The 25,200-nt window shown below is 59.4% G+C and carries 22 protein-coding genes; 19 read left to right on the top strand and 3 right to left on the bottom strand.

Annotated elements, in window-relative coordinates:
• Nucleotides 1-67: 67 nt before the first annotated feature.
• Nucleotides 68-859, top strand: coding sequence for a hypothetical protein (locus BLU52_RS06985; protein ID WP_090282504.1), 792 nt, complete (start codon nucleotides 68-70; stop codon nucleotides 857-859).
• 124 nt (nucleotides 860-983) lie between these two features.
• On the opposite strand, the gene prmB is transcribed toward BLU52_RS06985, so the two are convergent.
• Complete coding sequence (gene prmB / locus BLU52_RS06980) at nucleotides 984-1,892, bottom strand: 50S ribosomal protein L3 N(5)-glutamine methyltransferase (RefSeq protein WP_090282503.1); 909 nt, start codon at nucleotides 1,890-1,892, stop codon at nucleotides 984-986.
• A gap of 238 nt (nucleotides 1,893-2,130) precedes the next feature.
• Here prmB and BLU52_RS06975 point away from each other — a divergent pair, with 238 nt between their 5' ends.
• The 5 genes from BLU52_RS06975 to BLU52_RS06955 all read left to right on the top strand — a co-directional run bounded on the left by BLU52_RS06975 (nucleotide 2,131) and on the right by BLU52_RS06955 (nucleotide 4,910).
• A complete protein-coding gene (locus BLU52_RS06975; protein ID WP_090282502.1) occupies nucleotides 2,131-2,721 on the top strand; it encodes a cysteine hydrolase family protein in 591 nt (196 codons plus the stop codon).
• Nucleotides 2,722-2,856: 135 nt separating this feature from the next.
• Nucleotides 2,857-3,177 carry a hypothetical protein gene (locus tag BLU52_RS06970; protein WP_007914024.1) on the top strand — a complete coding sequence of 107 codons (321 nt, stop codon included), beginning with the start codon at nucleotides 2,857-2,859 and terminating at the stop codon, nucleotides 3,175-3,177.
• Nucleotides 3,178-3,250: 73 nt separating this feature from the next.
• Nucleotides 3,251-3,808 (top strand): Smr/MutS family protein, encoded by a 558-nt coding sequence (locus BLU52_RS06965; RefSeq protein ID WP_090282501.1) that lies wholly within the window; start codon nucleotides 3,251-3,253, stop codon nucleotides 3,806-3,808.
• 79 nt (nucleotides 3,809-3,887) lie between these two features.
• Nucleotides 3,888-4,433: a GTP cyclohydrolase I FolE gene (gene folE / locus BLU52_RS06960; RefSeq protein WP_003236739.1), complete on the top strand. Its 546-nt coding sequence runs from the start codon at nucleotides 3,888-3,890 to the stop codon at nucleotides 4,431-4,433.
• Nucleotides 4,434-4,538: 105 nt separating this feature from the next.
• Nucleotides 4,539-4,910, top strand: coding sequence for a glutathione S-transferase N-terminal domain-containing protein (locus BLU52_RS06955; RefSeq protein ID WP_090282500.1), 372 nt, complete (start codon nucleotides 4,539-4,541; stop codon nucleotides 4,908-4,910).
• Nucleotides 4,911-5,065: 155 nt separating this feature from the next.
• Here BLU52_RS06955 and BLU52_RS06950 read toward each other — a convergent pair whose 3' ends face one another.
• Nucleotides 5,066-6,232: an aminotransferase-like domain-containing protein gene (locus tag BLU52_RS06950; RefSeq protein ID WP_090282499.1), complete on the bottom strand. Its 1,167-nt coding sequence runs from the start codon at nucleotides 6,230-6,232 to the stop codon at nucleotides 5,066-5,068.
• An 82-nt stretch (nucleotides 6,233-6,314) separates the two neighbouring features.
• Between BLU52_RS06950 and BLU52_RS06945 the strand changes: the two genes are divergently transcribed.
• The 7 genes from BLU52_RS06945 to BLU52_RS06915 all read left to right on the top strand — a co-directional run bounded on the left by BLU52_RS06945 (nucleotide 6,315) and on the right by BLU52_RS06915 (nucleotide 18,202).
• Complete coding sequence (locus tag BLU52_RS06945; RefSeq protein WP_090288453.1) at nucleotides 6,315-6,761, top strand: MarR family winged helix-turn-helix transcriptional regulator; 447 nt, start codon at nucleotides 6,315-6,317, stop codon at nucleotides 6,759-6,761.
• Nucleotides 6,762-7,011: 250 nt separating this feature from the next.
• Complete coding sequence (locus tag BLU52_RS06940; RefSeq protein ID WP_090282498.1) at nucleotides 7,012-8,361, top strand: NCS2 family permease; 1,350 nt, start codon at nucleotides 7,012-7,014, stop codon at nucleotides 8,359-8,361.
• 89 nt (nucleotides 8,362-8,450) lie between these two features.
• Nucleotides 8,451-9,080: a LysE family translocator gene (locus BLU52_RS06935; RefSeq protein WP_090282497.1), complete on the top strand. Its 630-nt coding sequence runs from the start codon at nucleotides 8,451-8,453 to the stop codon at nucleotides 9,078-9,080.
• Nucleotides 9,081-9,299: 219 nt separating this feature from the next.
• A complete protein-coding gene (locus BLU52_RS26875) occupies nucleotides 9,300-12,812 on the top strand; it encodes a calcium-binding protein (protein WP_197677956.1) in 3,513 nt (1,170 codons plus the stop codon).
• A 551-nt stretch (nucleotides 12,813-13,363) separates the two neighbouring features.
• On the top strand, nucleotides 13,364-14,836 hold the full coding sequence (locus BLU52_RS06925) for a hypothetical protein (RefSeq protein WP_157720679.1): 1,473 nt from the start codon (nucleotides 13,364-13,366) through the stop codon (nucleotides 14,834-14,836).
• 226 nt (nucleotides 14,837-15,062) lie between these two features.
• Nucleotides 15,063-16,694: a hypothetical protein gene (locus tag BLU52_RS06920; protein ID WP_157720678.1), complete on the top strand. Its 1,632-nt coding sequence runs from the start codon at nucleotides 15,063-15,065 to the stop codon at nucleotides 16,692-16,694.
• Between the two features lie 5 nt (nucleotides 16,695-16,699).
• On the top strand, nucleotides 16,700-18,202 hold the full coding sequence (locus tag BLU52_RS06915; protein ID WP_090282494.1) for a hypothetical protein: 1,503 nt from the start codon (nucleotides 16,700-16,702) through the stop codon (nucleotides 18,200-18,202).
• Nucleotides 18,203-18,303: 101 nt separating this feature from the next.
• Here the strand turns inward: BLU52_RS06915 and uraH are convergent, their stop codons facing one another.
• Nucleotides 18,304-18,657, bottom strand: a complete 354-nt coding sequence (gene uraH / locus BLU52_RS06910) for a hydroxyisourate hydrolase (protein WP_008080901.1) — start codon at nucleotides 18,655-18,657, stop codon at nucleotides 18,304-18,306.
• A 430-nt stretch (nucleotides 18,658-19,087) separates the two neighbouring features.
• On the opposite strand from uraH, the gene puuE reads away from it, so the two are divergent.
• The 6 genes from puuE to BLU52_RS06880 all read left to right on the top strand — a co-directional run bounded on the left by puuE (nucleotide 19,088) and on the right by BLU52_RS06880 (nucleotide 25,116).
• Complete coding sequence (gene puuE / locus BLU52_RS06905; RefSeq protein ID WP_090282493.1) at nucleotides 19,088-20,014, top strand: allantoinase PuuE; 927 nt, start codon at nucleotides 19,088-19,090, stop codon at nucleotides 20,012-20,014.
• Nucleotides 20,011-20,526 (top strand): 2-oxo-4-hydroxy-4-carboxy-5-ureidoimidazoline decarboxylase, encoded by a 516-nt coding sequence (gene uraD, locus BLU52_RS06900; RefSeq protein WP_090282492.1) that lies wholly within the window; start codon nucleotides 20,011-20,013, stop codon nucleotides 20,524-20,526. Before puuE ends, uraD begins: the two co-directional genes overlap by 4 nt.
• Before the next feature lie 87 nt (nucleotides 20,527-20,613).
• Nucleotides 20,614-21,615 (top strand): allantoicase, encoded by a 1,002-nt coding sequence (gene alc / locus BLU52_RS06895; RefSeq protein WP_090282491.1) that lies wholly within the window; start codon nucleotides 20,614-20,616, stop codon nucleotides 21,613-21,615.
• 120 nt (nucleotides 21,616-21,735) lie between these two features.
• On the top strand, nucleotides 21,736-22,239 hold the full coding sequence (locus BLU52_RS06890) for an ureidoglycolate lyase (RefSeq protein ID WP_016982872.1): 504 nt from the start codon (nucleotides 21,736-21,738) through the stop codon (nucleotides 22,237-22,239).
• Nucleotides 22,240-22,290: 51 nt separating this feature from the next.
• The gene (locus tag BLU52_RS06885; RefSeq protein WP_090282490.1) at nucleotides 22,291-23,595 is read left to right on the top strand and encodes a urate hydroxylase PuuD; all 1,305 of its coding nucleotides are present in this window, start codon (nucleotides 22,291-22,293) and stop codon (nucleotides 23,593-23,595) included.
• 168 nt (nucleotides 23,596-23,763) lie between these two features.
• Nucleotides 23,764-25,116: a nucleobase:cation symporter-2 family protein gene (locus tag BLU52_RS06880; RefSeq protein WP_042608508.1), complete on the top strand. Its 1,353-nt coding sequence runs from the start codon at nucleotides 23,764-23,766 to the stop codon at nucleotides 25,114-25,116.
• Nucleotides 25,117-25,200: the final 84 nt, after the last annotated feature.

Below are 25,200 nucleotides of genomic sequence, written 5' to 3'. Positions count from 1 at the left end.
GCCGATAAGCCTTTGTCGCCAGCGCAACGGCTGGTGACAAGCAGGGCATGGACAGGATCGCGCCGTTATGACTGATACCCAGACTTCACCCGACACCACCGCTGAAAAAGACGCGCCGCCAGCGGTCGAGCTGCCGTGGTCGGATGTTCACGCCGAGCACCACAAGATGCTCCGCCTGGCGCCGCTGCAGACCGATCGCCATACCGGCGGCCGGCCGCTGCGCTTTGTCGAATTCGGTTACGCCGAGCGTCACAGCAAAGAACACAGCCTGATGCGCATGGCGATCAAACTGCCCGGCCAGCGCGTGCGCAAGGAACAGAACGTCCTCGACGTGTGGGCCGATCACAGCACCAAGCGTGTGCGTTTCGGCCCCGACAGCGGCTTGCAGATCGAACCGCTGAACCGTGGCATCGGCCGTTTCATCGCCGCGCAAGGCATCAACTGGGCGAAAAAACGCTGGCCCGGTTACACCGTCGACGGCACGGATTTGAACAACAAGGACGCGCTGAACGAAGACACGCGTCTGCGTCGCGATCACTTTCTGCGGGTACACGGTTTCGATGTCGCGTACGCCGATGCCCAGCATCTCAAGGGCAGTGTCAAGACCGTGCAGGTCGGTGATCTGCTCGGCGACTGGAACAGCGAAAAGCTGCAGCTCGTCGAGACTCTTGAAGCGGCGCAGATGCTCCAGCAGGCCGAGCAGAATCTGGCCGAGCAGGAAGTGAAGCTGAAAAAGCAGGAAGAGAAAGTCAGCAAGTTCAAACGTGAAGACGCCGGGTTGCGTTTCACCATTACCTGTCTGGTGGCGTTTGCGGTGTTCCAGGCGGGGTTGTTGATCTGGATTGCTACGCACCGGTAAAGATTCAAGACCGAGGCGGTCCCATCGCGGGCAAGCCACTCTCCCACAGGTTTTGCGCCTACCCGAATGTTGCGGTACACACAAAAACCTGTGGGAGCGGGCTTGCCCGCGATGCTTTTAAGGGTCAGACGCGGGACGCGAACAGGGCCTGATGGTTGCGGCACTGCTCCGCCGTCAGCATGAACACGCCATGCCCGCCACGGGCGAACTCGAGCCAGGCAAAATCCACTTCCGGGTACAACGCCTCGACGTGCACCTGGCTGTTGCCCACTTCAACAATCAGCAAGCCCTTCTCGGTCAGGTGATCTGCCGCTTCGGCGAGCATGCGCCGCACCAGGTTCAAGCCATCATCGCCACAGGCCAGGCCCAGCTCAGGCTCATGTTGATATTCGTCCGGCATGTCGGCGAAATCTTCCGCATCCACGTAAGGCGGGTTCGACACGATCAGGTCGAAACGCTGCCCCGGCAAACCATCGAAACCATCGCCCTGCACGGTATAGACGCGCTCGTCGACGCCATGGCGCTCGATGTTCTGATTGGCCACTTCCAGCGCTTCGAACGACAGATCCGCCAACACTACTTCAGCATTCTGAAATTCGTAGGCGCAGGCAATACCGATGCAACCAGAACCGGTGCACAGGTCAAGAATCCGCGCCGGTTCGCTACCGAGCCACGGCGCAAAGCGGTTCTCGATCAACTCGCCAATCGGTGAACGCGGGATCAACACGCGATCATCGACGATAAACGACATGCCGCAGAACCACGCTTCGCCCAGCAGGTACGCCGTAGGAATGCGTTCTTCGATGCGGCGCTTGAGCAGGCGCTGCAGGTTGACCAGTTCGTCGTCTTCCAGCGCGCAATCGAGGTAGCTGTCGGCGATCTCCCACGGCAGGTGCAGCGCACCCAGCACCAGTTGCCGGGCTTCGTCCCAGGCATTGTCGGTGCCATGGCCGAAAAACAGATCCTCCCCATGGAAGCGGCTGACGGCCCAACGGATATGGTCGCGCAGGGTACGAAGTCGGGAAGTGATCACGGGCAGAACTCCTGAAAAAACGACTGGCGATTCTAACAGCCAAAACGCGTGACGACGACGCAGGAAAACCCGTGCGGCGACAGTAGGAGTTTTCTGTTTTTTGCATCAGCTATTGAACAGAAGGTGTAACTTGACAAGGCTGCAGGCCAATAACGACGGTGCCTACGATGGTAGCGATTCACAGAAGCGCTCAGCCAGAGGACAATGTCGCAAAAGCCCCACCCCAAGGAGCCCCAGAATGTCCGTTCCAAAAACGATGTTTCAACTCAGCGGTCGCGGTTACGCAGCGGCCACACTGAGTCATGCCACCGTGGTCATCATTGATGCCCAGAAAGAATATCTCAGTGGCCCGCTGGCCCTGAGCGGCATGGACGCGGCCGTCGCGAACATCAAACAACTGGTTGCCGCAGCCCGTGCCGCCGGTCGGCCGATCGTGCACGTGCGTCACCTCGGCACCGTCGGTGGCCTGTTCGACCCGCAGGGCGAGCGCGGCGAATTCATCCCGGGCCTGGAGCCGCAGGGTGACGAAACCATCATCGGCAAACTGCTGCCGAGCGCGTTTCACGGCACCGAATTGCTCGACCGCCTGCAGAATCTGGGCTCGCTGGATCTGATCGTCTGCGGTTTCATGAGCCACTCCAGCGTCAGCACCACGGTGCGCGCAGCGAAGAATCTGGGTTTTCGCTGCACTCTGGTCGAAGACGCCTGCGCGACCCGCGACTTGCCGTTCAAGGGCGGCGTGCTCAAGGCGGAGCAAGTCCAGGAAGCGGAAATGGCGATCATGGCGGACAACTTCGCCACCCTCGCCCTGACGCAAGACCTGATCTGATCTGATCGGCGCGGATGAGCAGCTTGCGGCGCCGCTCATCCATTAAGCCCGCTGATTTGCCGCAAATGCCATAGCCTCAGGAACAACCCGGTCAACTCCCGGTCGAAGGGCCGATACCCATTGAGGAAGGTCGGAATGAAGTTATCCGATGGATTTGACGCACGCCGCTTGCGGCCCAAAGGCCAAAGCAACTGGCGTTTTCGATTCGGTGCTGCGATCGCCGCCATTCTGGCGACGTTCGGCGTGCTGCTGGCGATGGCCGGGGCGGCCAGCCTGCTCGGGCGCCCACCGGCGCTGGGTGACTTGAACGCCACGCCGATGGGTTCGGCAATCATTCTGGCGGTCGGTCTGCTGTTTCTGTATTTCGGTGTCGCCCTGTGGCGCCGTTGCCGCCGTCGCGCACGGCAATCGCGGGAACTGAACATGTCCCCGCACCTGATGAAAAAACACGACTGACCGACGGCCTGGCTTTTTGCCGGGCCGTTTTGTTTCGACTTGGGTAAACTGGCCGCCCTTCGCGGAGGCTGACATGCAAGACGACGATTTTTCCCTGTTCAAAAGTGCCATCCAAGGCGTCAAGCCGATCAAGCACGACCGCGCCGACACCGGCAAACCCAAGGCTGACCGCGCGCAGATCGCCAAATTGCGCCAGTCCGCCACCGTGCGCAGCAACACCACCATCATCGACGGCCTGTCCGACCAGTTCGTGATCGACGTCGGCCCGGAAGACGAACTGATGTGGGCCCGCGACGGGGTGCAGGAAAGTCAGATGCGCAAGCTCAAGATCGGCCAGATCCCGTTCGAAGGCAGCCTCGACCTGCATGGCATGAGCGTCGAGAAGGCCCGGGAAACCCTCTGGGCCTTTCTGGCCGAAGCGACGAAATTTGAAATCCGCTGCGTGCGCGTGACCCACGGCAAGGCTGTGCGTCTCGATGGCAAGCGGCCGATGATCAAAAGCCACGTCAACACCTGGCTGCGCCAGCACGCCCAGGTACTCGGTTTTTGTTCCTGCCAGGCGAAACACGGCGGCGCCGGCGCGGTTTACGTGATGCTCAAACGCACAATGATGGAAGGCCGCGACGAATAATCGCGTTACACCGAACTTGCAGGGTTGTGTCCGCCGCCGTACCCTTGCCGCTTGCGAAAATCCCCCCACAGGTAGTTTCATGTCCCTGGAACAGAATTACACCGCGATTCTCGGCCAACTGGGCGAGGACGTCTCCCGCGAGGGCCTGCTCGACACGCCAAAGCGTGCCGCCAAAGCCATGCAGTACCTCTGCCGCGGTTATGAACAGACGCTCGAAGAGGTCACCAACGGTGCCCTGTTCAGCTCCGACAACAGCGAAATGGTGCTGGTCAAGGACATCGAGCTGTATTCGTTGTGCGAACACCATCTGCTGCCGTTCATCGGCAAGGCGCATGTGGCCTACATCCCGAGCGGCAAGGTACTGGGCCTGTCGAAGGTCGCGCGGATCGTCGACATGTACGCTCGCCGCCTGCAGATTCAGGAAAACCTCAGCCGCCAGATCGCCGATGCCGTATTGCAGGTGACCGGTGCGCTGGGGGTGGCCGTGGTGATCGAGGCCAAGCACATGTGCATGATGATGCGTGGTGTGGAGAAGCAGAACTCGTCAATGATCACCTCGGTGATGCTCGGTGAATTCCGCGAAAACGCCGCGACCCGCAGCGAATTCCTCAGCCTCATCAAGTAATTCGCCGCCGCAGAAAAAACCGGCTTTCATCGCCGGTTTTTTTTCGTCCGCGAAAAATCGGGTAAGCTGCGCGCCTTTCTCAATTCGCACCGTGAGGCTTTCAACGTGTTCGTCAAAGCGCTTCGTGTCGGCCTCGGCCAACTGGTTATTTTCGTCGATTTCATCACCCGCCCGGGCAAGAAACAACGCCCGGCCGCGGCTCAGGCGCAAGTCGACGCCGCCGCCAAGGACCTGACCCTGTATCAGTTCCATGCCTGCCCGTTCTGCGTGAAGACTCGTCGCGCCCTGCGTCGCCTGAATGTGCCGGTGGCGCTTAAAGATGCGAAGAACAACGAGCAGGACCGTCAGACCCTGCTGGAACAGGGCGGCCGGATCAAGGTGCCTTGCCTGCGCATTGAAGAGAATGGCCAGACGACCTGGATGTATGAGTCCAAGGTGATTATTGATTATCTGGACAAGCGGTTTGCGGCGGTCTGATATTTTTTGGGTGCATCTGAGGCCGTATCGCGAGCAGGCTCACTCCTACAGGGGAACGCATTCCAATTGTAGGAGTGAGCCTGCTCGCGATGAGCCACCACAGGCACCACAAATTCTGGACAAAAATAAACCGGCCTTCGAGCCGGTTTGTTTTTTCACGCCGCTTTATCGATCTGCGCTTGCCGAATCACCGCCGCCAATCGATTCAGCCCTTCATCCAGCCGCGCCGGGTCGATGTGGCTGAAGTTCAGGCGCAGATGCCCAGGATGGTTATCCGGATCCGGAAAAAACGGCTCACCCGGCATGAACGCCACATCGTTGGCCAAGGCATCGTTGAGCAACGTTCGGGTGTCCAGCGGCTGCTTCAGTATCAGCCAGAAAAACAACCCGCCCTGCGGCATCTCCCATTCGGCCAGGTCAGCAAAGTGCTTTTCCAGCGCCGCTTGAAACGCATCGCGCCGCTGCCGGTAGAATCCGCGCAGCTCGCTCAAATGTTGCTGATACTTGTCGCTGCCGATCCACTGCAGCGCCTGCCATTGGCCGATGCGATTGGTGTGCAGATCGGCCGATTGCTTGAGTTTGAGCAAATGCGGGAACAGGTCGGGGCTGGCGATCAGATAACCGACGCGCAATCCCGGCAGCAGGGTTTTCGACACGGTGCCGGTGTAGATCCAGCTGGCGTTCTGCAAGCGGCCGGCGATCGGTCTGGCGCTGGCGCCGTCGAACGTCAGTTCGCGGTAGGGCTCGTCTTCGATCAACGTCACGCCGAATTCATCGAGCAGCGCGGCGACGGCAGCACGCTTGGCTTCGCTGTAGCGCACGGCGGACGGATTCTGGAAGGTCGGGATCAAGTAGATGAATGCGGGGCGATGCTGTTCCAGGCGCTGGCGCAATTGCACCAGATTCGGGCCGTCGGCCTCTTGCGCAACGGTCAGGCAATCGGCGCCGAACAGCTGGAATATCTGCAGCGCGGCGAGATAGGTCGGCGCTTCCAGCAAAATCTCCGTGCCCTTGTCGATGTACAGCTTCGCCGCCAGATCGAGAGTTTGCTGCGAACCGCTGACCACCAGCACCTGACTCGCCAGGCAATCAAGCCCGAGCGCCCTCGCCTGCGCCGCTAAGGCTTCACGCAACGCCGGTTCACCCTCGCTCATGCCGTACTGGCCGAGCGACAGCGGCATGTCGGCCCACTCGACTTTCGGCAGCATGGCCTCGGCGGGCAAGCCACCGGCAAACGACATCACCTCCGGACGCTGGGCGGCAGCAAGGATTTCGCGGATCAAAGAACTTTTAAGGCGCGTGACACGTTCGGAAAAAGCCATGGAAGTCACCGGTAGCGAGGCGTGAGGAAAATGAGTCAAACTGGTTGACTGAAATTACGCCAACGTGAGCGAGTACGTCAACATGCTTGACCTTAAAAACCCGATCAGCCAGCAGCAGGCCATGGAAGCGTTTTTCTTCGGCTATCAGGCGTTCACTGCCAAGGCAGACGAAATGCTCGAGCGCCGCGGACTGTCGCGGGTGCATCAGCGCATCGTGTTTTTCATCGCGCGTTACCCGAATCTGAGCGTGAAGGAATTGCTTGCGCTGCTCGGCGTGAGCAAACAGGCGTTGAACATGCCGTTGCGCCAGTTGCAGGAAATGCATCTGGTGGACAGCGTGGCGTCGCAGACCGACAAGCGTAAACGCCTGCTGGAATTGACAGCGGAAGGCGCGAAGTTTGAGCAGGCCCTGCGCCGCGAGCAGGTGAAATTGCTCGAGCGGGTGTTTGCCGAGGCTGGCGAGGCGGCGGTGAATGGCTGGCTGGCGGTGAATGTGGCGCTGGGCAAAAGCCAGGCGGTTGCCGAGTGACTGTACCGGCCCCGTCGCCAGCAGGCTGGCTCCCACATTGACCTGTGTGGGCCATATATCCCTATCAATGGACAAACTGAAGACAAAACCAAAAACAATATTTGCTTTATTTGTACACAAAAGCATAATCCACAGCGTGCGAGTTCCTGACCGCATGGTCAACAAATTCGCGTATGCCTCAAAGGGCCGCTGCCACCCCTCATGGGTCCGGCCCTGGAAATAACAATAAAACTCTTGAGGAGTACTCGCTGTGGAAAGCCGCAAATCCGAAGCATCGCCGCTGGATCTCTCGCCGCCCCTACGCACTGGCCTGCTGGAGCGTCTGTTTAAACTCAGCTTGCATGGCACCACGGTGAAGACCGAGCTGATTGCCGGTCTGACAACCTTCATCACCATGGCTTACATCATTTTCGTCAACCCGAACATCATGGCCGATGCCGGGATCGATCACGGTGCAGCCTTCGTCGCCACCTGTATCGCCGCCGCGCTGGGCTGCCTGTTGATGGGCCTCTACGCCAACTGGCCGGTGGGTCTGGCGCCGGGCATGGGCCTCAACGCATTCTTCACCTACACCGTGGTCGGGACCATGGGCTACAACTGGGAAACCGCACTGGGCGCGGTGTTCGTTTCCGGTGTGCTGTTCATGATCCTGACGTTCTCGCGCATCCGCGAATGGCTGCTCAACAGTATCCCGGTCAGCCTGCGCTTCGCGATGGGCGCCGGCGTCGGCCTGTTTCTCGGCCTGATCGGTCTGAAAACCGCTGGCATCGTCGTCGATAGCCCGGCCACCCTGATCAAGCTTGGCTCGCTGCGCGAACCCGGCCCGCTGCTCGCCGCAATCTGCTTTCTGATGATTGCGATCCTCAGCTACCACAAAGTCTTCGGCGCCATTCTCATCAGCATCATCACCGTTACCCTCGCCGGTTGGGGTCTGGGCATCGTTCACTACCAGGGCATCATGTCCGCCCCGCCAAGCCTGGCGCCGACCTGGATGGCCATGAACGTCGCCGGCGTGTTCAACGTCAGCATGATCAGCGTGGTCCTCGCCTTCCTGTTCGTGCACATGTTCGACACCGCCGGCACGCTGATGGGTGTCGCCCAGCGCGCCAATCTGGTCAACCCTGACGGCCGCATCGAAAACCTCTCCCGCGCGATGAAAGCCGACAGCGCCTCCAGCGTATTTGGCGCGGTGGTCGGTGTTCCGCCGGTCACCAGCTACGTGGAAAGTGCTGCCGGCGTGGCCGCGGGTGGTCGGACTGGTCTTACCGCCGTCACCGTAGGTGTGCTATTTATAGCAGCGATGTTTTTCGCACCGCTGGCCGGCATGATTCCCGCGTATGCCACTGCCGGCGCACTGATCTACGTCGCGATGCTGATGATGGGCGGCATGGCCCATATCGAATGGGACGAAGCCACTGACGCGATTCCGGCCATCGTCACCGCGATCATGATGCCGCTGACCTTTTCGGTCGCCGACGGCATCGCACTGGGCTTCATCACCTACGTGGCGTTGAAGGCCGGTACCGGCAAGTACAAGGAAATCTCCGTCAGCCTGTGGGTGCTCTGCGCGATCTTCATCGCCAAGTTCATCTTCCTCTAAGCGCTGCGCGGTCCCGTTTCCAGACAGCCCCACCCTCGCCGGTGGGGCTTTTGCACATTCATGAACACAACAAAAAAAGGAGCAACAAGATGAGTCTGGAAACCTGGCTGCTGTTCAGTGGCGCTGCGCTGGTGGTGATCCTCATTCCGGGGCCGCTGTCGTTGCTGATGATCAGCAACAGCCTGAACTACGGATTGCGCCGTTCATACCCGGCGTTCCTTGGCGGTGTGACGGCATCGATCTGTCTGCTCAGCGCATCGGCGTTGGGGCTGGGCGCATTGTTGCTCGCTTCCGAGCAACTGTTCAGCGCGCTGAAAATCGTCGGCGCGCTGTACCTGTTCTACCTCGCCTGGCAGAGCTGGCAACAGTCGCGCCAGCCGTCGGTCGGCGCCGACGTCCCGCAAGCCGCACCGGTGCCACGTTTTCGCGCACTGTTCACCCGCGCCTTCGTGCTGGGCGCGAGCAATCCGAAAGACATCCTGTTTTTCGCCGCGTTCCTGCCGCAGTTCCTCAGCGCCGAGCAACCTTTCCTGCCGCAACTGCTGGTGATGATCGCCACCTGGACCGTGCTGGACCTGCTGTGCAAACTGGCCTACGGCCTCGGTGCCCACGGCGCCGCGCGCTACCTGCGCAGCGGCAAGGGCCAGAGCTGGTTCAACCGCATCAGCGCGGGGCTGTTCGGCGGCGCTGGCGCCGCTTCGTTGCTCAGCAGCCACTGAAATCGTTGACCGCGTCGCGGTCTATCGCCCCACGCCAGTCTGACTTGAACTGTTCCAGGTCAGGCTGGTGTCCTCCTCGCCTATCGGCAATTCCCAACGCCCTGCTCTCCTGCTGGCCGCGCAATACACCGCAACAACCCGTCGATATACATCCTCGGAACGCTCCTCGTACTATCTCAGCGTGTTTTTATGACAACCCGCCTGAACAAGGACGTTCACATGGCCACCCTGATAAGCGAAGCCTCGATACAAACTGACCCGATCGTCATCACGGATATGCAGATCGAGACCAATGAACATAACGCCTCGACCATCGATTTCGACGGCACAGGCGACAGCGCCGCTGCCCCTTCGAATAAAAGCCCGGTCAATCAGCTGAAATTGAACGACGAGGTTTTCGGTCCTATACAAATCGGCGAAATCTCGATCACCCGAGCGTCTCTCGAGGCTCTGGGGGCAACGATCGATGGCCAACCTTTAACGGGTAAAAATACTTTCTCGCGGACTCCCCAGCGATCCTTCATCAACTCGTTGCAGTTCAGCGCCAGTGCCATCGAACGGCACATGAAGTCCTCAAGCGGTAGCAACGCCTACCTGCTGCCGACCTTGCTTTTCGACATGGCCAGCCGCCGCCCGCTGACCGCACCGCCGCTGATCAGCGATAACCCGGAAGACGACGTCGATTCATCGGGTTACCGCAGCAAGATCAAGAAACTCCTCGGCTCGGCACAGAAGCTCGATCTGCAGCACAGTCAGTTACCGCAAAACACGCGGCGCTGGGTTGCCACGGCCAAGACGCACCTGACCGTCGGCTCGAGCGTAGGACTGCAGGCGTTCGGCATATTCACGGGTTTGCGTGGCGTGGTTCAGGCCGTCAAGGCCGGTGATAACGCTGAAGTCGTGATCAACAGCGTGGGGATTGCCTCGGAACTGGGTTCCATTGCCATCGACATCGGGGTCAGCAAGATCGCCGCCGAGATGCTGACGGCAGGGCAAAGCGCTTTCAAGGATTTCGCCAAAACCAGGTTTGCGGTGCGGCTTGGTCGATCCGGTGGACTGATTGGCGGAGCGCTAACATTGCCGTTCGATGTGTACACCGCCGTCCGCTCGCTGAATGCCGCGAGCCATGCAACCGGCAAAGAGGCCATCGACCATTACGTCAGCGCCGGCTTGAGCATCACCAGCGCGGCCATGACCATCATTCTCGGTAGCGCTGCGCTGGCTGGGTTGTCGTTCGTGGGACCGGTAGGCCTGCTGGCCGGCGCGATGCTGGCCATCGGGTCGCAGATCTACGGCGCGGTACGCATCGTCGACGACATCGACGATTACATCGAGCTGAGCATCGGCGAACGTTGGCGCTCGGGCTTTTTTTCGTTCTGCATGATGGATGTCGAACAAGGCGTCATGGATCGCTACAACCAGGCCAGAACCCTGATCCAGCACGCCGAAAAACTCAAGCGCAATGCCCGCAGGCTGCTGGACGTCGATCGGAAGGATTCCACCGAAGCGGTGGTCAACGGCGCGTTCGAAGTCGATCTGGTCAGCACACAGATATGGAAGCGCAACTGGTGGACGAAAGTCGACTCGTGGCAGACGGAAAACGTCCCGGTGATACGGGGGAGTGATGACACCATTGATGCTCGTGAAGGCGTCACCAAGGACACACCCGGCGCGGTACTGGGTGTTGCCGGAGACGACAAGAATATTTTGTGGCTGCTCGGTGATGGTCGTGATTCGATCAAAGGTGTGGAAAAGAAATCGAACATTTTCCAGTACGGCTCGGGGGTAAAAGACCTGACCGGCGGCGAGAAAGACGATCGTTTCGTGTTCCAGTCGGCGGCCGAATCGATGTCGAAAAAGATCGAAGGATCGGCGCATTCGAAGTTGAGGGGCGGCGCAGGTAACGACACGCTGGCTCTGGAGGGTTACAAGTCCACGCAACAGGGCCATGACATCGATTTGCAGGCCGGCACGCTGCAGGTGAGAAAGCCCGATCCGGATGCCGACGACGGGGCTGACTTCACGTTCCACAGCCTTCTGGAAAGCATTGAGAATGTTGAAACGTTGAACGGTGCGGTCAGCGTAGTGACGGGCACCGAGCAACGTAACATCATCAAGTCCCGCGGCCGCGACACGATAAAAGCGGGCGCTGGCAATGACCAGATACAGTTGCTGCACAAAGACGCGACAGCTTCGGGTGAAGAAGGTATCGATGAGTATTTCATCGCCCATCAGGACGGCCGGTTTTGCATCATCGAAGACGGCAAACAGGAAAGCACTGTCGAATTTGCCTGGAGAATCGGTCTGATCGAAAGCTGGGCCATTGAAAAGAACTCGCTGGTCATCACTTCCGGATTCGAGTTTCAGGACAGGCCGAAATGCGTTGTATTCATTCATGAAGTCTATGAAACGGTCGGTAAAGAACGCCGTTTGAAAAACGACAAGCTGACTTTCCTGACCAAGGATGGTTATGTGTTGCGACCGGACCTGCCTGAAACAATCGAAAACGGCCAGACGGTCGATATTGAAGTGGTCATCCTGAAACTCGGGAAGCCCCCGAAACCCGTCATTCACTACAGCCCTGAATGCTGGACCTTGCATCAATATGAAGCGCGTTATTTTCTCCCGCGCACAGAACAAGGCACTACGTTCTATTCGGCCGAACGGCCTGACGTCATCACCTGTATTTACCTGGATTATGCCAGCACTGAATTGAGCAAGGCCGAAGCTCATTTCCGCGGGAGGGAGTCGGATAAACACAGTGACCTGCTGGCTGCTTGTGACTTGACCTACCACTTAGGCGATAAAACCATAACGCTGCAACATTTTGCCTGGGCACGAGGCGGTTCTGATCCCAGGAACATGGTCAAAATCCTGCGCACCATGGCCGCCCGCCCCAGTCACCAGTATCTGCTGATATTCAACGACGGCGTTGCACTGAATGCGCAGCTTACGCCGGAAACCGACGCCGCCCCTGCCGACGACAATTATGAGGTGAATGCTTTCAAGTGCTGGACGACAGCGCTGAAATTACCCCTGGAGTTTCGCGAGCGACAGTTCGCTTACGAGTTACCAACGAACGAAGCATGGAAGCTGAGTGCAAGGAATGTATGCGCGGTCATTGCGCCCGGAGCCAATCAAACTGCATTGGAAACGCTGGAGGGTGAAGGTGGCACTTACCTGATTCACCTGATCGGCGACAGGACCATCAGGCTGACGACCCCGGGCGCATTGGCCAACGCTACGGTCAGGCTGCCTTACTCATCCACTTGGGAACTCGACGCGACAGCGCTGGGGAAGATTGAGGTCAAACTGGAAAACAACCAATTGCAGATCGGCACCTGCACGGTCCGTTTGCCCGTTTATGAAAGTGAAGACCTGATCGACCAGATCCGCGTAATCACCGAAAAAGGCATCGTCCACGTGGTGGATCTTTCCTTCGACCGCGTCTATCAGGACGGCCTCGATGCGCGTTTTTTTGAAGCACCCGACGCGGCTGAAGCCTTGCCGGAGCCCTTCGCATCGATGGCGAACCAAGAGGTCAAGGTGCGCAACATCATCTTTGCCGACAACTGGCCCGGTGAGTTCAGTTACAGCTTTGCCGCCCACGGCTGGATCCTGCGCAGCGACAAATCCCGCGTCGAGTATTCAAAGTTGAGAGTCATCAATCGGTGCAGCCATCAGGATGCGCACATTTTCAATCCGCCTTTGCTCAATGTTCCGCCGGCATAAGGTCGACACCCGATCATCAACACCCGCAATTTTTGCGCACTGCGCAGAACTGGCAACCGAACTTCCACAGCACGTTCCAGAGCAGATTATTCCGGGACGCCTGCACGCGTGCCTGAACAATGCCGCGAGCCACTATGCGCTCGACATCAACACCGAATGAGTAATGACACATGGCCAAACCACCGAAGAAAATTGCTGTGACCACAGCAGCTGACACCACCGTTACATCACGACCCGCACAGTCGGGCTCAGGTACTCGCGCTCACGTCAGTCTGCCTGACGTCCCGTCGTCTGGCGTCGACCCCACCACCGGTCCGGGCGCCTCCACCTTTTCCCAGGCGGCGATCACTGTCAGTACGATGCCTGGTGCTGGCATCGACTCGGTCAACGCACCACGCCATGGCGTCGCCTGGCCTGCCAATCGCCTGAGCGAACTGACACCGACCGACGACAACAGCGGGCTGTTTACCGGCCCTGACCAGCGCACCTACGCTCAACTCGGCAGCGAAGGACGGTTTCTCGTCGAACAGGACGCACAAGGCCATTATTTCATGCCGATGACCTTTGCTCCCGGGGTCGCCGGGCCGGCGCTGGTCAAAGTTGACGGGCACGCCAGCTGGCAGATCCGGCGACCGGTCTGGGCATCCGCACAGACGCTGCGCACGAGCACCGATACACCACAGCGCCTCGTCTATCTCTCGCCAGAGGATGCCAACACCCTGACCCGAGCGGACCTGTCGACCGATGGCATCCGTTACAACAAGCACAAACAGGCCTTTGTCGATACGGCAGAAGGCACGGTCATGGTTCGCAAAAACCCGCAAGGAGCGTATCAGTACGCCTCTGCGACAAGCCGAAATACCCCCGACCGCATTTTTGAACAGATTGCCGGCACGCTGCTTTGGCGGCAAAAAGCCGCGCCAGTGCTCGCTGCGCGAATCTCAAGCGGCGCACCTCGGCGGATTGCCGATCTCGAGCCGGTTGCAGGCCCGAGCAAACGTGCGCGGATCGATCCGAGTGAACAGCCGGATGCTGCACCAACGTCATCGTTCAAAGCCGACGCATCTGCCGAGCAAACGCCGTTTTTCTGGTTACCTTGGGGGCATCTGAACAAGCCGCCAGTGGTGGAGTCGGTCCAGTTGGGCTGGTTTCATTATCCGATCGTGCCGGTGGGTTCCAATCGCACGCCGAAAGTCTATTTCGTGCAGCACCCGGACTTCATGCCCGCCCGCTTCGATGCGTTTGAGCAAATGTTGCGTACCGAGCCCTCGCTGCAACCGGTGGCCACGTATCGTATCGGTAACGAACCGGGCGAAATCCACCCGGGCAAACGCTTTTTCGAGGAGCCGATCTCGCAATCGGTTGCCAACACCTTTCCTGATTTTTCCGCAGCCACGGCGTGGGCGGTTGCGAGAAAACTGTTCGAGCTGGCGGATAATTCTGCCGTCATTACCGGCACCGGGCTGATCAATATCCAGGCCGTCCTCCATCAATGGAAGCAGAAACCGTTCCCCACCGCACCGGTCTATGCCGACCCACTGAATATGCTGGCAGTGGCGCCCTCGATCGACGTCGGTGGGAAAAAGCTGATCCCCATGCCTTCGCAGTCGGATAGCGAGTTGCAACGACTGACCTTCGATCCACAGCGGTTTTCCATCGAATGGAATCACTACAAAACGTACCCCACCGATCTGAATCTAAGACGTCTGCTCGGCGCTTTATTGGTTCGCAGCGGCTATGACATATTTCCTCTGACCTACGAACACCGCCAGCCGACATTGGTCTTCAGGCGCGCAGGCCATGAGCCTGTGTACTTTCTGAAACTGGGCTCGGTCGGACAGGCCGGCTTGTCCCATACCCCCGGCAATGAACTGGCAGACCCGAGCTTGCCGAGCAGGATTGGCAGCGATGCGTTCAGCGCCCTGAACACAGCGGTCACTCAAGGCAAAGTAATCTGGCTCATTGGCGGCGTATTGAAGGTCGAGTCGAATCCGGATTCGGTGTTCATTATTCGCGAGCGCTGAGTACCCGCTTCCAGCACTCGCCCCTCGCAGGCGAGTGTTGGTAGCTGGCTGATAACGCCTCGCAACACGCGGCAACACGCTTGCTCAGCGCAATATCCCTGTACCGCACGCATCGCCTGCCTTTTGCCGAACATGTCGCTATTCAAGCCTGTGAATCGGGCGGTTGCGATACGGTGCAACACCACCGCGAGCCAGCCCCCGATCGGCATTCAATCGGAGCAGTTCAATGGCCAAGCCTCCCAAGAAAATCCCTAGACCGTCTTCAGCGCAATCGCCAGCGACGGCGACACATCACTCACCCGATCCGCACGGAACATCCACCCGCGATAGCGGCCAGCCCCACCCAAGCGTGATCACCGCCAATCCTCTCTCGGCCCTCCATGCCACCCGCCCCACCGTCATCATCAGTCCAACGCGTGCTTCTCAAGCGTCATCAAGCTCGGCGCGCGCCATTGATTCGGTGCAGCCGCATGCGATCGGCAACGAAGCATTTGTGCCGGCAAGCCCATCCACAAGCGAAACTTCGTCAGAGCCAGTGCTGATCAATCCCGAATTCGCCAGCCAACTGAAGCGCAAGCCAGGCAGCGACGAGGGTTTTCTGCACGACAAGCGCAAAAAAATCTATGTCGAGCTACACGAAGGTTTTGTCATGGTCGGCCGTACCGTCGATGGTTGGCGCCAGACCTATGCCGGCGAATCGACGCCAACAGGAAGAAAAGTCGAGCAGATTCAAGGCTCGACACTCTGGCGCGAAATCGACGCAGCGCAACCTGCGCCGGCATTGATGATCCACCCCGCTCAGGGCGCGCCTGCAGCACAGCGCTCGCCTGCCCCGAGCGACACCAGCACACTGGTAGACAATGTTGTGTCGCGCCAGACCGCCGCCCTGGATCTCTCCGCCGGCCAATGGAAAAACTGGGGCAGATCCACCCGACCCGAATCAGGTGAATCGATCGAAATAGATGGGCTGCACTACCCGATCCTTGCCCAAAACCTCGGCATCGAAAGCGGCCTGGTCTATCTGCAGCATCCGGGTTTTGCCCCGGACAGGTTCGACGCATTCGAAAGCATGTTGCGCAATGAACCGTCGCGCCAGCCGAAGTGGGCGCGCCAACGTGACGGCCACTGGCAGGTTCTGGACGGCTACCCGCCGTTTGAAATGTCCCCGAGCCAATACGTCGCCAGTGCGTTCAGGCATCTGTCAGAACAGTCGAGCAGCAACCTCGCCCGAGCCGTGTTCGATCGAGTCGCTCTGCCCACGGGCATCAACGGCGACGGGCTTTCCGTCGCGTCACTGACGTATCGCCATTGGCTCGACCGGGTGAATAACGCCGCGCCGGGGATCGGGCTTGCCGAACCCTTGCTGATGCTGCCAATACTGCCTACGCCACCCGGCAGCACGGCAGGCGCAGGACTGCTTGCGTTGCCTGACTATCACTCCAGCCTGCTGCAGCGTCTGGACTTCGACCCAGGCAAATTCCCGCTGCAATGGGCCAGCTATACCGGGCAACCCAATGCAGTCAATCTGCGTACGTTATTTATCAACCTCCTCCAGGACAATGGCTACAGCGTGGCTCCGCCGGTAGATATGCTTGTGGAACACGCTTTGGTCTTCCATCGCCCTGGTATCGCCGGGCTATTCATACTGAAACTGCCGCTGGTCAGTGGTGATCAAGTCCCTCGCTATACCGCACCCGGCTCCAATTTCGCCGATCCGGATTTTCAGGCATGGCTGAGCGCAGAAAACAAACGACACCTGGATCAGTACCTGAGCCAGGTCGAAGTCGCCCACCTTGTGGGTGGCGTGCAAAGGCTGTCCGCCGACACCCAGACACTTTTCATTGTGCGTGAGGGTTGAGAACCATGGTCAAACCACCCAAGCGCGGCGCGGGAGTCGGTCCTGCCGATATTTCGCTGATAACCCTGCATCCGATAAAAGACGCACCGGAGCCGCCTCGTATCGATCTGCACAACAACCGTCACGCAAACGAACAGACTGATTCTGCTGGCGGACCAGACGCGGCCACGTTGCCAGCGTCCGTGCTGATCAAGGCAGAACGGCAACCGCTGTGGAACGTCGAAATACCGGACTGGTTGACGCACGATCCCCAGCGCGAAGAGCAGTATGCAGAGGCTGGTCAACCGATTTACCTTGCACCCGGCGACGCCGCCCGTCTTTCATCGCCCTTGGATGACATCGACGGCATCCGCTATGACAAGCACCGAAAAATGTATGTCGATACGGCGCAAGGGACGGTCATGGTGCGTAAAAACAGCGCCGGCGAGTATCAGCAAAGCTCTGCGACGAGCCGCACCCCTTTCACCCTGCTGTTCGAACCGATTCCGGGGACACGACTGTGGCAGCGCAAAGCGGCGCGCGATGATGCTGCCTCATCCCCCACCGATCCCGGCGCGGCACTGGCGGCCAGCCTGCTATCAGCCAGTCCCGAGGCGACGAATTTGCGTTTCGGACTCTGGCGAGACTGGGGACGCAGCGGCCGCCCGTCACTGGGGCAGCATATTGAAATAGACGGCCAGTACTACCCGATCGTCCAGCAGGACCTGAATGCCCAGCCATCACTGGCGTACCTGCAACACCCGCTGTTTTCCCCCGCCCTGTACGACGCCTTCGAATCCATGCTGCGCGATCACCCGTCACTGCAGCCCAGGTTCGTCGTTAACCGCAACAAGCGGTGGACGGTGCTGGATGATCCCGCTCCCTTTGCAATGCCGATCACCCAATACATCGCCACAACATTCCGATCTCTTGCGGACCGCTCCGTCAGCGCACTGGCCCGGGCCATGTTCAATCAGGCCAGTCACTGCGAAGTCATCACCGGTGCAGGGTTGGCTGTGCTGAATCAGGTCTTGCGCTATTGGACGAACAGACATGAGCACCAAGCGCCGCGAGGAGAGCTGGCCGACCCGTTGCTGATGCTACGCAGTCCGCCCGTCATTCCGGGCCTGGCCCTCTCCCAGAAGCCAGATCACGGTTTGCTACGCCTGGACTTCGACCCGGGACGCTTCGCCCAACACTGGAACCGCTTCGCCAGCGAGCCTTCGACGCCCCGCTTGCAAAGACTTTTCAGCCAAGTGCTGGCCGACGAAGGCTACGTTATCGAACGCGCCGCTGGTGGGGAATCGAGGCGTGAATTGCGCTTTCATCGCGACGGCATTGATCAGCTATTTGCCTTGACGGTTTATCCGTTGAGCGCACACGAAGATGCCGGGCGTGTGCCGACCAAAGGTGATCTGGAGCGCACGCATACCGAAACCGGTAATAAACGCGAAATTGTCTGTTTGCGCGGTGGTTTGCAAACGGACGCGCTCGGGCAGACAACGTTGTTTGTTGTCAGGGAACGTTAAAGGGGGCCGCCAGACGAAAAAAAGCCCGCAGTGTGAGCGGGCGAAAGACCAAAAAAGCTATATGCGCAGTCGCTTCCCGGCAGGGGCAGCCGCTTGGGGGATCAACTGCCCCGATAGGTGGAATAGCTGTAAGGTGAAATCAGCAACGGCACGTGGTAGTGGTCCTGCTCGGCAGAAATACCGAAACGCAGCACTACCACATCCAGAAACGCCGGCTCCGGCAACTGGACACCGCGGGCGCGGTAGTAATCGCCCGCATGGAACTGAACCTGATAAACCCCGGTGCGATAATCATCGCCCTGCAACAGCGGTGCATCGACCCGGCCGTCGCTGTTGGTGACCGCACTGGCGACCAATTCCAGTTGCGAACCCTCGACGCGGTACAGCTCGACCTTGATCGAACTGCCCGGGCAACCGTGTGCAGCGTCCAAAACGTGAGTAGTCAAACGTCCCATTGATTCTGCGCGCCTGCCTGCGTCGAGCAGTCAGACTTCGCGCCTCCCGAAGTCAGTTGAAAAGGAGACCGCACCGATTCGGAGCACGAAACGCTGCGGCGAGCGACTGATTAAGACACTTTTAAAAAAAATTGTACACAATAAAAACGACATTTTTTACGTCACCCCCGCCATTCGAGGGTTTCCTCCTGATTGAACGGCGATACGCCTATTCATTGCGCCTTTCGTTGAATAGCTGACGGGGCAGGCAGGTTTCTTGCAGGCTCACGCCAATATCAGGAAAAGATGACAGTCGGCGAAAAATGCGAAAATTCAGGCTTACAAAATGTAAATAAAGTTGTATACAATCAGCCCATCGCTGTGACGCCAGCCTGTTCCCTCACCGCCAGGCCGCCACACCCTCTGTCAACGTATAAGAAGGAAGACTGCAGTGAGCGCTGACTATCCACGCGACCTGATCGGTTACGGCAGTAACCCTCCTCACCCACACTGGCCGGGCAATGCCCGTATCGCCCTGTCCTTCGTGCTCAATTACGAAGAAGGTGGCGAGCGCAACATTCTCCACGGCGACAAGGAATCCGAAGCGTTTCTTTCCGAAATGGTCGCCGCGCAGCCGCTGCAAGGCGCGCGCAACATGAGCATGGAATCGCTTTACGAGTATGGCAGCCGTGCCGGCGTCTGGCGCATTCTGAAACTGTTCAAGGAATTCGATATTCCGCTGACCATTTTCGCCGTGGCCATGGCCGCTCAGCGCCACCCGGATGTGATCCGTGCGATGGTCGAGGCCGGCCACGAAATCTGCAGCCACGGCTACCGCTGGATCGACTACCAGTACATGGACGAAGCGCAGGAACGCGAGCACATGCTCGAAGCGATCCGCATCCTCACCGAACTGACCGGCGAGCGCCCGCTTGGCTGGTACACCGGCCGCACCGGGCCGAACACCCGTCGTCTGGTGATGGAAGAAGGCGGCTTCCTCTATGACTGCGACACCTACGACGATGACCTGCCCTACTGGGAGCCGAACAACCCGACCGGCAAGCCGCATCTGGTGATTCCGTACACCCTCGACACCAACGACATGCGCTTCACCCAGGTGCAGGGTTTCAACAAGGGCGACGATTTCTTCGAATACCTCAAAGACGCGTTCGACGTGCTTTACGCCGAAGGTGCCGAAGCGCCGAAAATGCTCTCGATCGGTCTGCACTGTCGGCTGATCGGCCGTCCCGGTCGTCTCGCTTCGCTCAAACGCTTCATCGAATACGCCAAAAGTCATGAACAGGTGTGGTTCAGCCGTCGCGTCGACATCGCGCGCCACTGGCACGCAACCCACCCGTACCAAGAGGCCGCCCAATGAGCCGCTTTCAAACCCTGCAACCGTCGACCCTGAGCCGCGACGCTTTCGTCAACGCCTTCGCCGACATCTACGAACACTCGCCATGGGTAGCCGAAAAGGCCTACGACCTGGGTGCGGACGTCTCGATCGATGAGATCGAAACCCTGCACCAGCGCATGAGCGACATCCTGTTGAGCGCCGATCACGCCAGTCAGCTGGCCCTGATCAACGCTCACCCGGACCTGGCCGGCAAAGCCGCCGTCCAGGGCCAACTGACCGAAGCCAGCACCAACGAACAGGCTGGTGCCGGTATTCACCAATGCACGGCCGAAGAGTTCCAGCGCTTCACCGAGCTGAACGACGCCTACAAAGCCAAGTTCAAGTTTCCCTTCATCATGGCGGTAAAAGGCAGCAACCGGCATCAGATCCTCGCGGCGTTCGAAACGCGCATCAACAATTCGGTGGAAGCCGAGTTCAAATGCGCGCTGGCGGAGATCAACAAGATTGCCCTGTTCCGTTTACTGACTCTTTAGCAAGCTTGGCCCGAGCGTGAATGAACGCGTAAACGCCCAGGGCCCTGCAAGCATCCCCAGCCACTAATTCAAAGGCAGACAAGAAGAATGAAAGCTTACGCCGTACCTTTCGAAAAATACGTCAACCTGGCCGATGCCCGTCTGGGCACCAAGATCATTTCGGTCACCGATGACTGGTTCGCAGACGCCAATCGTCTGTTTCAGCCGACCCCGGCCGTATGGAAGGAGGGCGTGTTCGATGACAACGGCAAGTGGATGGACGGCTGGGAGTCGCGCCGCAAGCGCTTCGAAGGTTACGACAGCGCGGTGATCCGTCTCGGCGTACCGGGCTCGATCAAAGGCGTCGACATCGACACTTCATTCTTCACCGGCAATTACCCACCGTCGGCCTCGCTGGAAGCCTGCTTCCTGGCCTCGGGCGAGCCGGATGAAAACACCCAGTGGACTGAAGTGCTGTCGGCCGTCGAACTGCAGGGCAACAGCCACCACTACCACGAAATCAGCAACGACCAGGCGTTCAGCCACCTGCGCTTCAATATCTACCCGGACGGCGGTGTCGCCCGTCTGCGCGTGTACGGCGTTCCGTTCCGCGACTGGTCGGCAGTTGGCGACAACGAGCAAGTCGACCTGGCAGCTGCCCTCAACGGTGGCCGCGCCCTCGCCTGCTCCGACGAACACTTCGGCCGCATGAGCAACATCCTCAACCCGGGCCGTGGCATCAACATGGGCGACGGCTGGGAAACCGCACGTCGTCGCACGCCGGGCAATGACTGGGTGATCGTCGCGCTGGGCCATCCGGGCGAGATCGAGAAAATCGTTGTCGACACCCTGCACTTCAAAGGCAACTACCCGGACACCTGCTCGATCCAGGGCGCGTTCGTCAAGGGCGGCACCGACAGCCAGATCGAAACCCAGTCGCTGTTCTGGCGCGAGCTGCTGCCAAGCCAGAAGCTGGAGATGCACGCCGAACACACCTTCGTCGAGCAGATCAAGGCACTGGGCCCGATCACCCACATCCGCCTGAACGTGTTCCCGGATGGTGGTGTGAGTCGCCTGCGTGTACTGGGCAAGGTCGCTAAACAAGGTTGAACCCAATCGCTGGCAAGCCAGCTCCCACAGGTTTTGTGAACGCCCCAGTCCACTGTGGGAGCGGGCTTGCCCGCGATGGCGATAGATCTAACAACACAGAATCCGGATAAGAAGAACAGCATGCGCACACTGACGATTGAACCGCTGACCAAAGAAGCCTTCGCCCCTTTCGGTGACGTGATCGAAACCGACGGCAGCGATCACTTCATGATCAACAACGGTTCGACCATGCGCTTCCACAAACTGGCGACGGTCGAAACCGCACAGCCTGAGGACAACGCGATCATCAGCATTTTCCGCGCCGATGCGCAGGACATGCCGCTGACCGTTTGCATGCTGGAACGCCATCCGCTGGGCAGCCAGGCTTTCATTCCGCTGCTCGGCAACCCCTTTCTGATCGTGGTCGCGCCACTTGGCGATGAACCTGTATCAGGCTTGGTCCGCGCCTTCGTCACCAACGGCAGGCAGGGCATCAATTACCATCGCGGCGTCTGGCACCACCCGGTGCTGACGATCGAAAAGCGGGATGACTTCCTGGTGGTTGATCGCAGTGGCACAGGCAATAACTGCGATGAGCATTTTTTCAAAGAGGATGAGCGTTTGATCCTCGCCCCCCACCAATAAGAGAAGGTCTGATCACTCGACAACAAGAGTGACAGGCGAGAGGTAAAGACTGTGGAAGCACATCTGTTGGAATGGCTGAACCTGAGCGTGCGCTGGGTTCACATGATCACTGGCGTGGCCTGGATCGGCGCGTCGTTCTACTTCGTCTGGCTGGAGAACAACCTCAACCGCGTCAACCCGAAAACCGGTCTGGCCGGTGATTTGTGGGCGATCCACGGCGGCGGCATCTACCACCTGGAAAAATACAAACTGGCCCCACCGTCCATGCCGGACAACCTGCACTGGTTCAAGTGGGAAGCCTACTTCACCTGGTTGTCGGGGATCGCGCTGCTGTGCGTGGTGTTCTACTCCAACCCGACGCTCTATCTGCTCGCACCGGGCAGCACCCTGAGTGGTCCGGAAGGCGTGGCCATCGGTCTCGGCTCGCTGTTCGTCGGCTGGTTCATCTACTCCTTCCTCTGCGACTCGGCGCTGGGCAAACGCCCTGCCCTGCTGGGCTTCATTCTGTTCGTGCTGATCATCGGCGCGGCGTATGGCTTCAGCAAAGTGTTCAGCGGTCGCGGTGCGTACCTGCACGTCGGCGCGATCATCGGCACCATCATGGTCGGCAACGTGTTCCGCATCATCATGCCGGCACAACGCGCACTGGTTGCAGCCATCGCTGAAAACCGTACGCCGGACCCGGCGCTGCCGGCCAAAGGCCTGTTGCGTTCGCGACACAACAACTACTTCACCCTGCCGGTGCTGTTCATCATGATCAGCAACCACTTCCCGAGCACCTATGGCAGCCAGTACAACTGGTTGATCCTGGCCGGGATCGCGGTGCTGGCGGTGTTGGTGCGTCACTACTTCAACACCCGTCACGACAGCCACAAGTTCGCCTGGACCCTGCCGGTCGGCGCGGTGGGCATGATCTGCCTGGCTTACGTCACCGGCCCGATGCCGATGTCGAACGCACCGGACGTGGCCAAGGCACCGGCGAAAATCGAGTACCAGCCATTGCCGGAAACGGCGCTGGGTGGTGGCGCGAAACCGGCTGATGCGGCGCAACCTGCCGAGCCTGCCGCAGCACCGGCGCAAGCCTCCAATGCCGGTCCAGGTTTCGACAAAGTGCACCACGTGATTCAGGAACGTTGCACGGTTTGTCACTCGTCGAAGCCGACCAGCCCGTTGTTCAGCGCAGCGCCAGCGGGTGTGATACTCGACACCCCCGAGCAGATCCGCCAGAACGCGGCGCGCATCCAGGCACAAGCCATCACCACGCAGATCATGCCACTGGGCAACATCACTCAGATGACCCAGCAGGAACGTGACCTGATCGGTGCATGGATCGCTCAGGGAGCGCAGACCAACTAAGCCGTAAAAGCATCGCTGGCAAGCCAGCTCCCACAAGGTTTTGCACTGCCTGTGTGGGAGCTGGCTTGCCAGCGATTGGCCGCAACGCGGTCAACCTGATGCAAAGAAACAGCTGCAAGCAACCCGGCAGCTGTTAATCACAAGAATAAAAAAGATCCGAGGTGTTGCATGTCCGAGCTGTCCAAAGCGCGCATCCCCGACGCACCCGCCATTCAGCGTTTGCCCCTTTTGCAACTGATCCTGGTCGGTCTGCAACATGTTCTGCTGATGTACGGTGGCGCCATCGCGGTGCCGCTGATCATCGGACAGGCCGCTGGCCTGAGTCGTGAAGAAATCGCCTTCCTGATCAACGCCGACCTGCTGGTCGCCGGCATCGCCACCATCGTGCAATCGCTGGGCATCGGCCCGATGGGCATTCGCATGCCGGTGATGATGGGCGCCAGTTTTGCGGCGGTCGGCAGCATGGTCGCCATGGCGGGCATGCCTGGCATCGGTCTGCAAGGGATCTTCGGCGCAACCATCGCCGCCGGTTTCTTCGGCATGCTGATTGCGCCGTTCATGTCCAAGGTCGTGCGTTTCTTCCCGCCGCTGGTGACCGGCACGGTCATCACCTCGATCGGTTTATCGTTGTTCCCGGTGGCCGTGAATTGGGCCGGCGGCGGTGTCGACGCTGCACAATTCGGCTCACCGATTTATCTGGCCATCGCCGCTCTAGTGCTGGCGACCATTCTCTTGGTGCACCGCTTCATGCGCGGTTTCTGGGTGAACATTTCCGTGCTGATCGGCATGTGCCTAGGTTATGTGCTGTGCGGCGTGATCGGCATGGTTGATCTGAGCGGCATGGCCAGCGCGCCATGGATTCAGTTCGTCACCCCGCTGCATTTCGGCATGCCGAAATTCGAATTGGCGCCGATTCTGTCGATGTGTCTGGTGGTGGTAATCATCTTCGTCGAGTCGACCGGGATGTTCCTCGCGCTGGGCAAGATCACCGGCCAGGAAGTCTGCCCGCGCATGCTGCGCCGCGGCTTGCTGTGTGATGCCGGCGCATCGTTTTTCGCCGGGTTCTTCAACACCTTCACCCACTCCTCGTTCGCGCAGAACATTGGCCTGGTGCAGATGACCGGCGTGCGTTGCCGCTCGGTGACCATCGTCGCCGGTGGTTTGCTGATCGTCCTCAGCCTGCTGCCGAAAGCGGCGTTTCTGGTGGCGTCGATTCCGCCGGCGGTGCTCGGTGGTGCAGCGATTGCGATGTTCGGCATGGTCGCTGCGACCGGGATCAAGATTCTTCAGGAAGCCGACATCGGTGACCGTCGCAACCAGTTGCTGGTCGCGGTCAGCATCGGCATGGGCCTGATTCCGGTGGTCCGTCCAGAGTTCTTCGCGCACCTGCCAATGTGGATGAGCCCGATCACCCACAGCGGTATCGCCATGGCCACCCTCAGCGCGCTGACGCTGAACCTGTTGTTCAACATTCTCGGCGGCAAGGAGCGTGCGGCGATCAATGATTGCCATGCGCACTGACAGCCACACAGTGATCTTTATGCAGGAGTGAGCCTGCTCGCGATAGCGGTATGACATTCAACAATTGAGTTGACTGAAAGAACG

Source organism: Pseudomonas granadensis, from assembly GCF_900105485.1.
Classification (GTDB): Bacteria; Pseudomonadota; Gammaproteobacteria; order Pseudomonadales; family Pseudomonadaceae; genus Aquipseudomonas; species Aquipseudomonas granadensis.
This window is presented reverse-complemented; position numbering and strand designations above follow the sequence as displayed.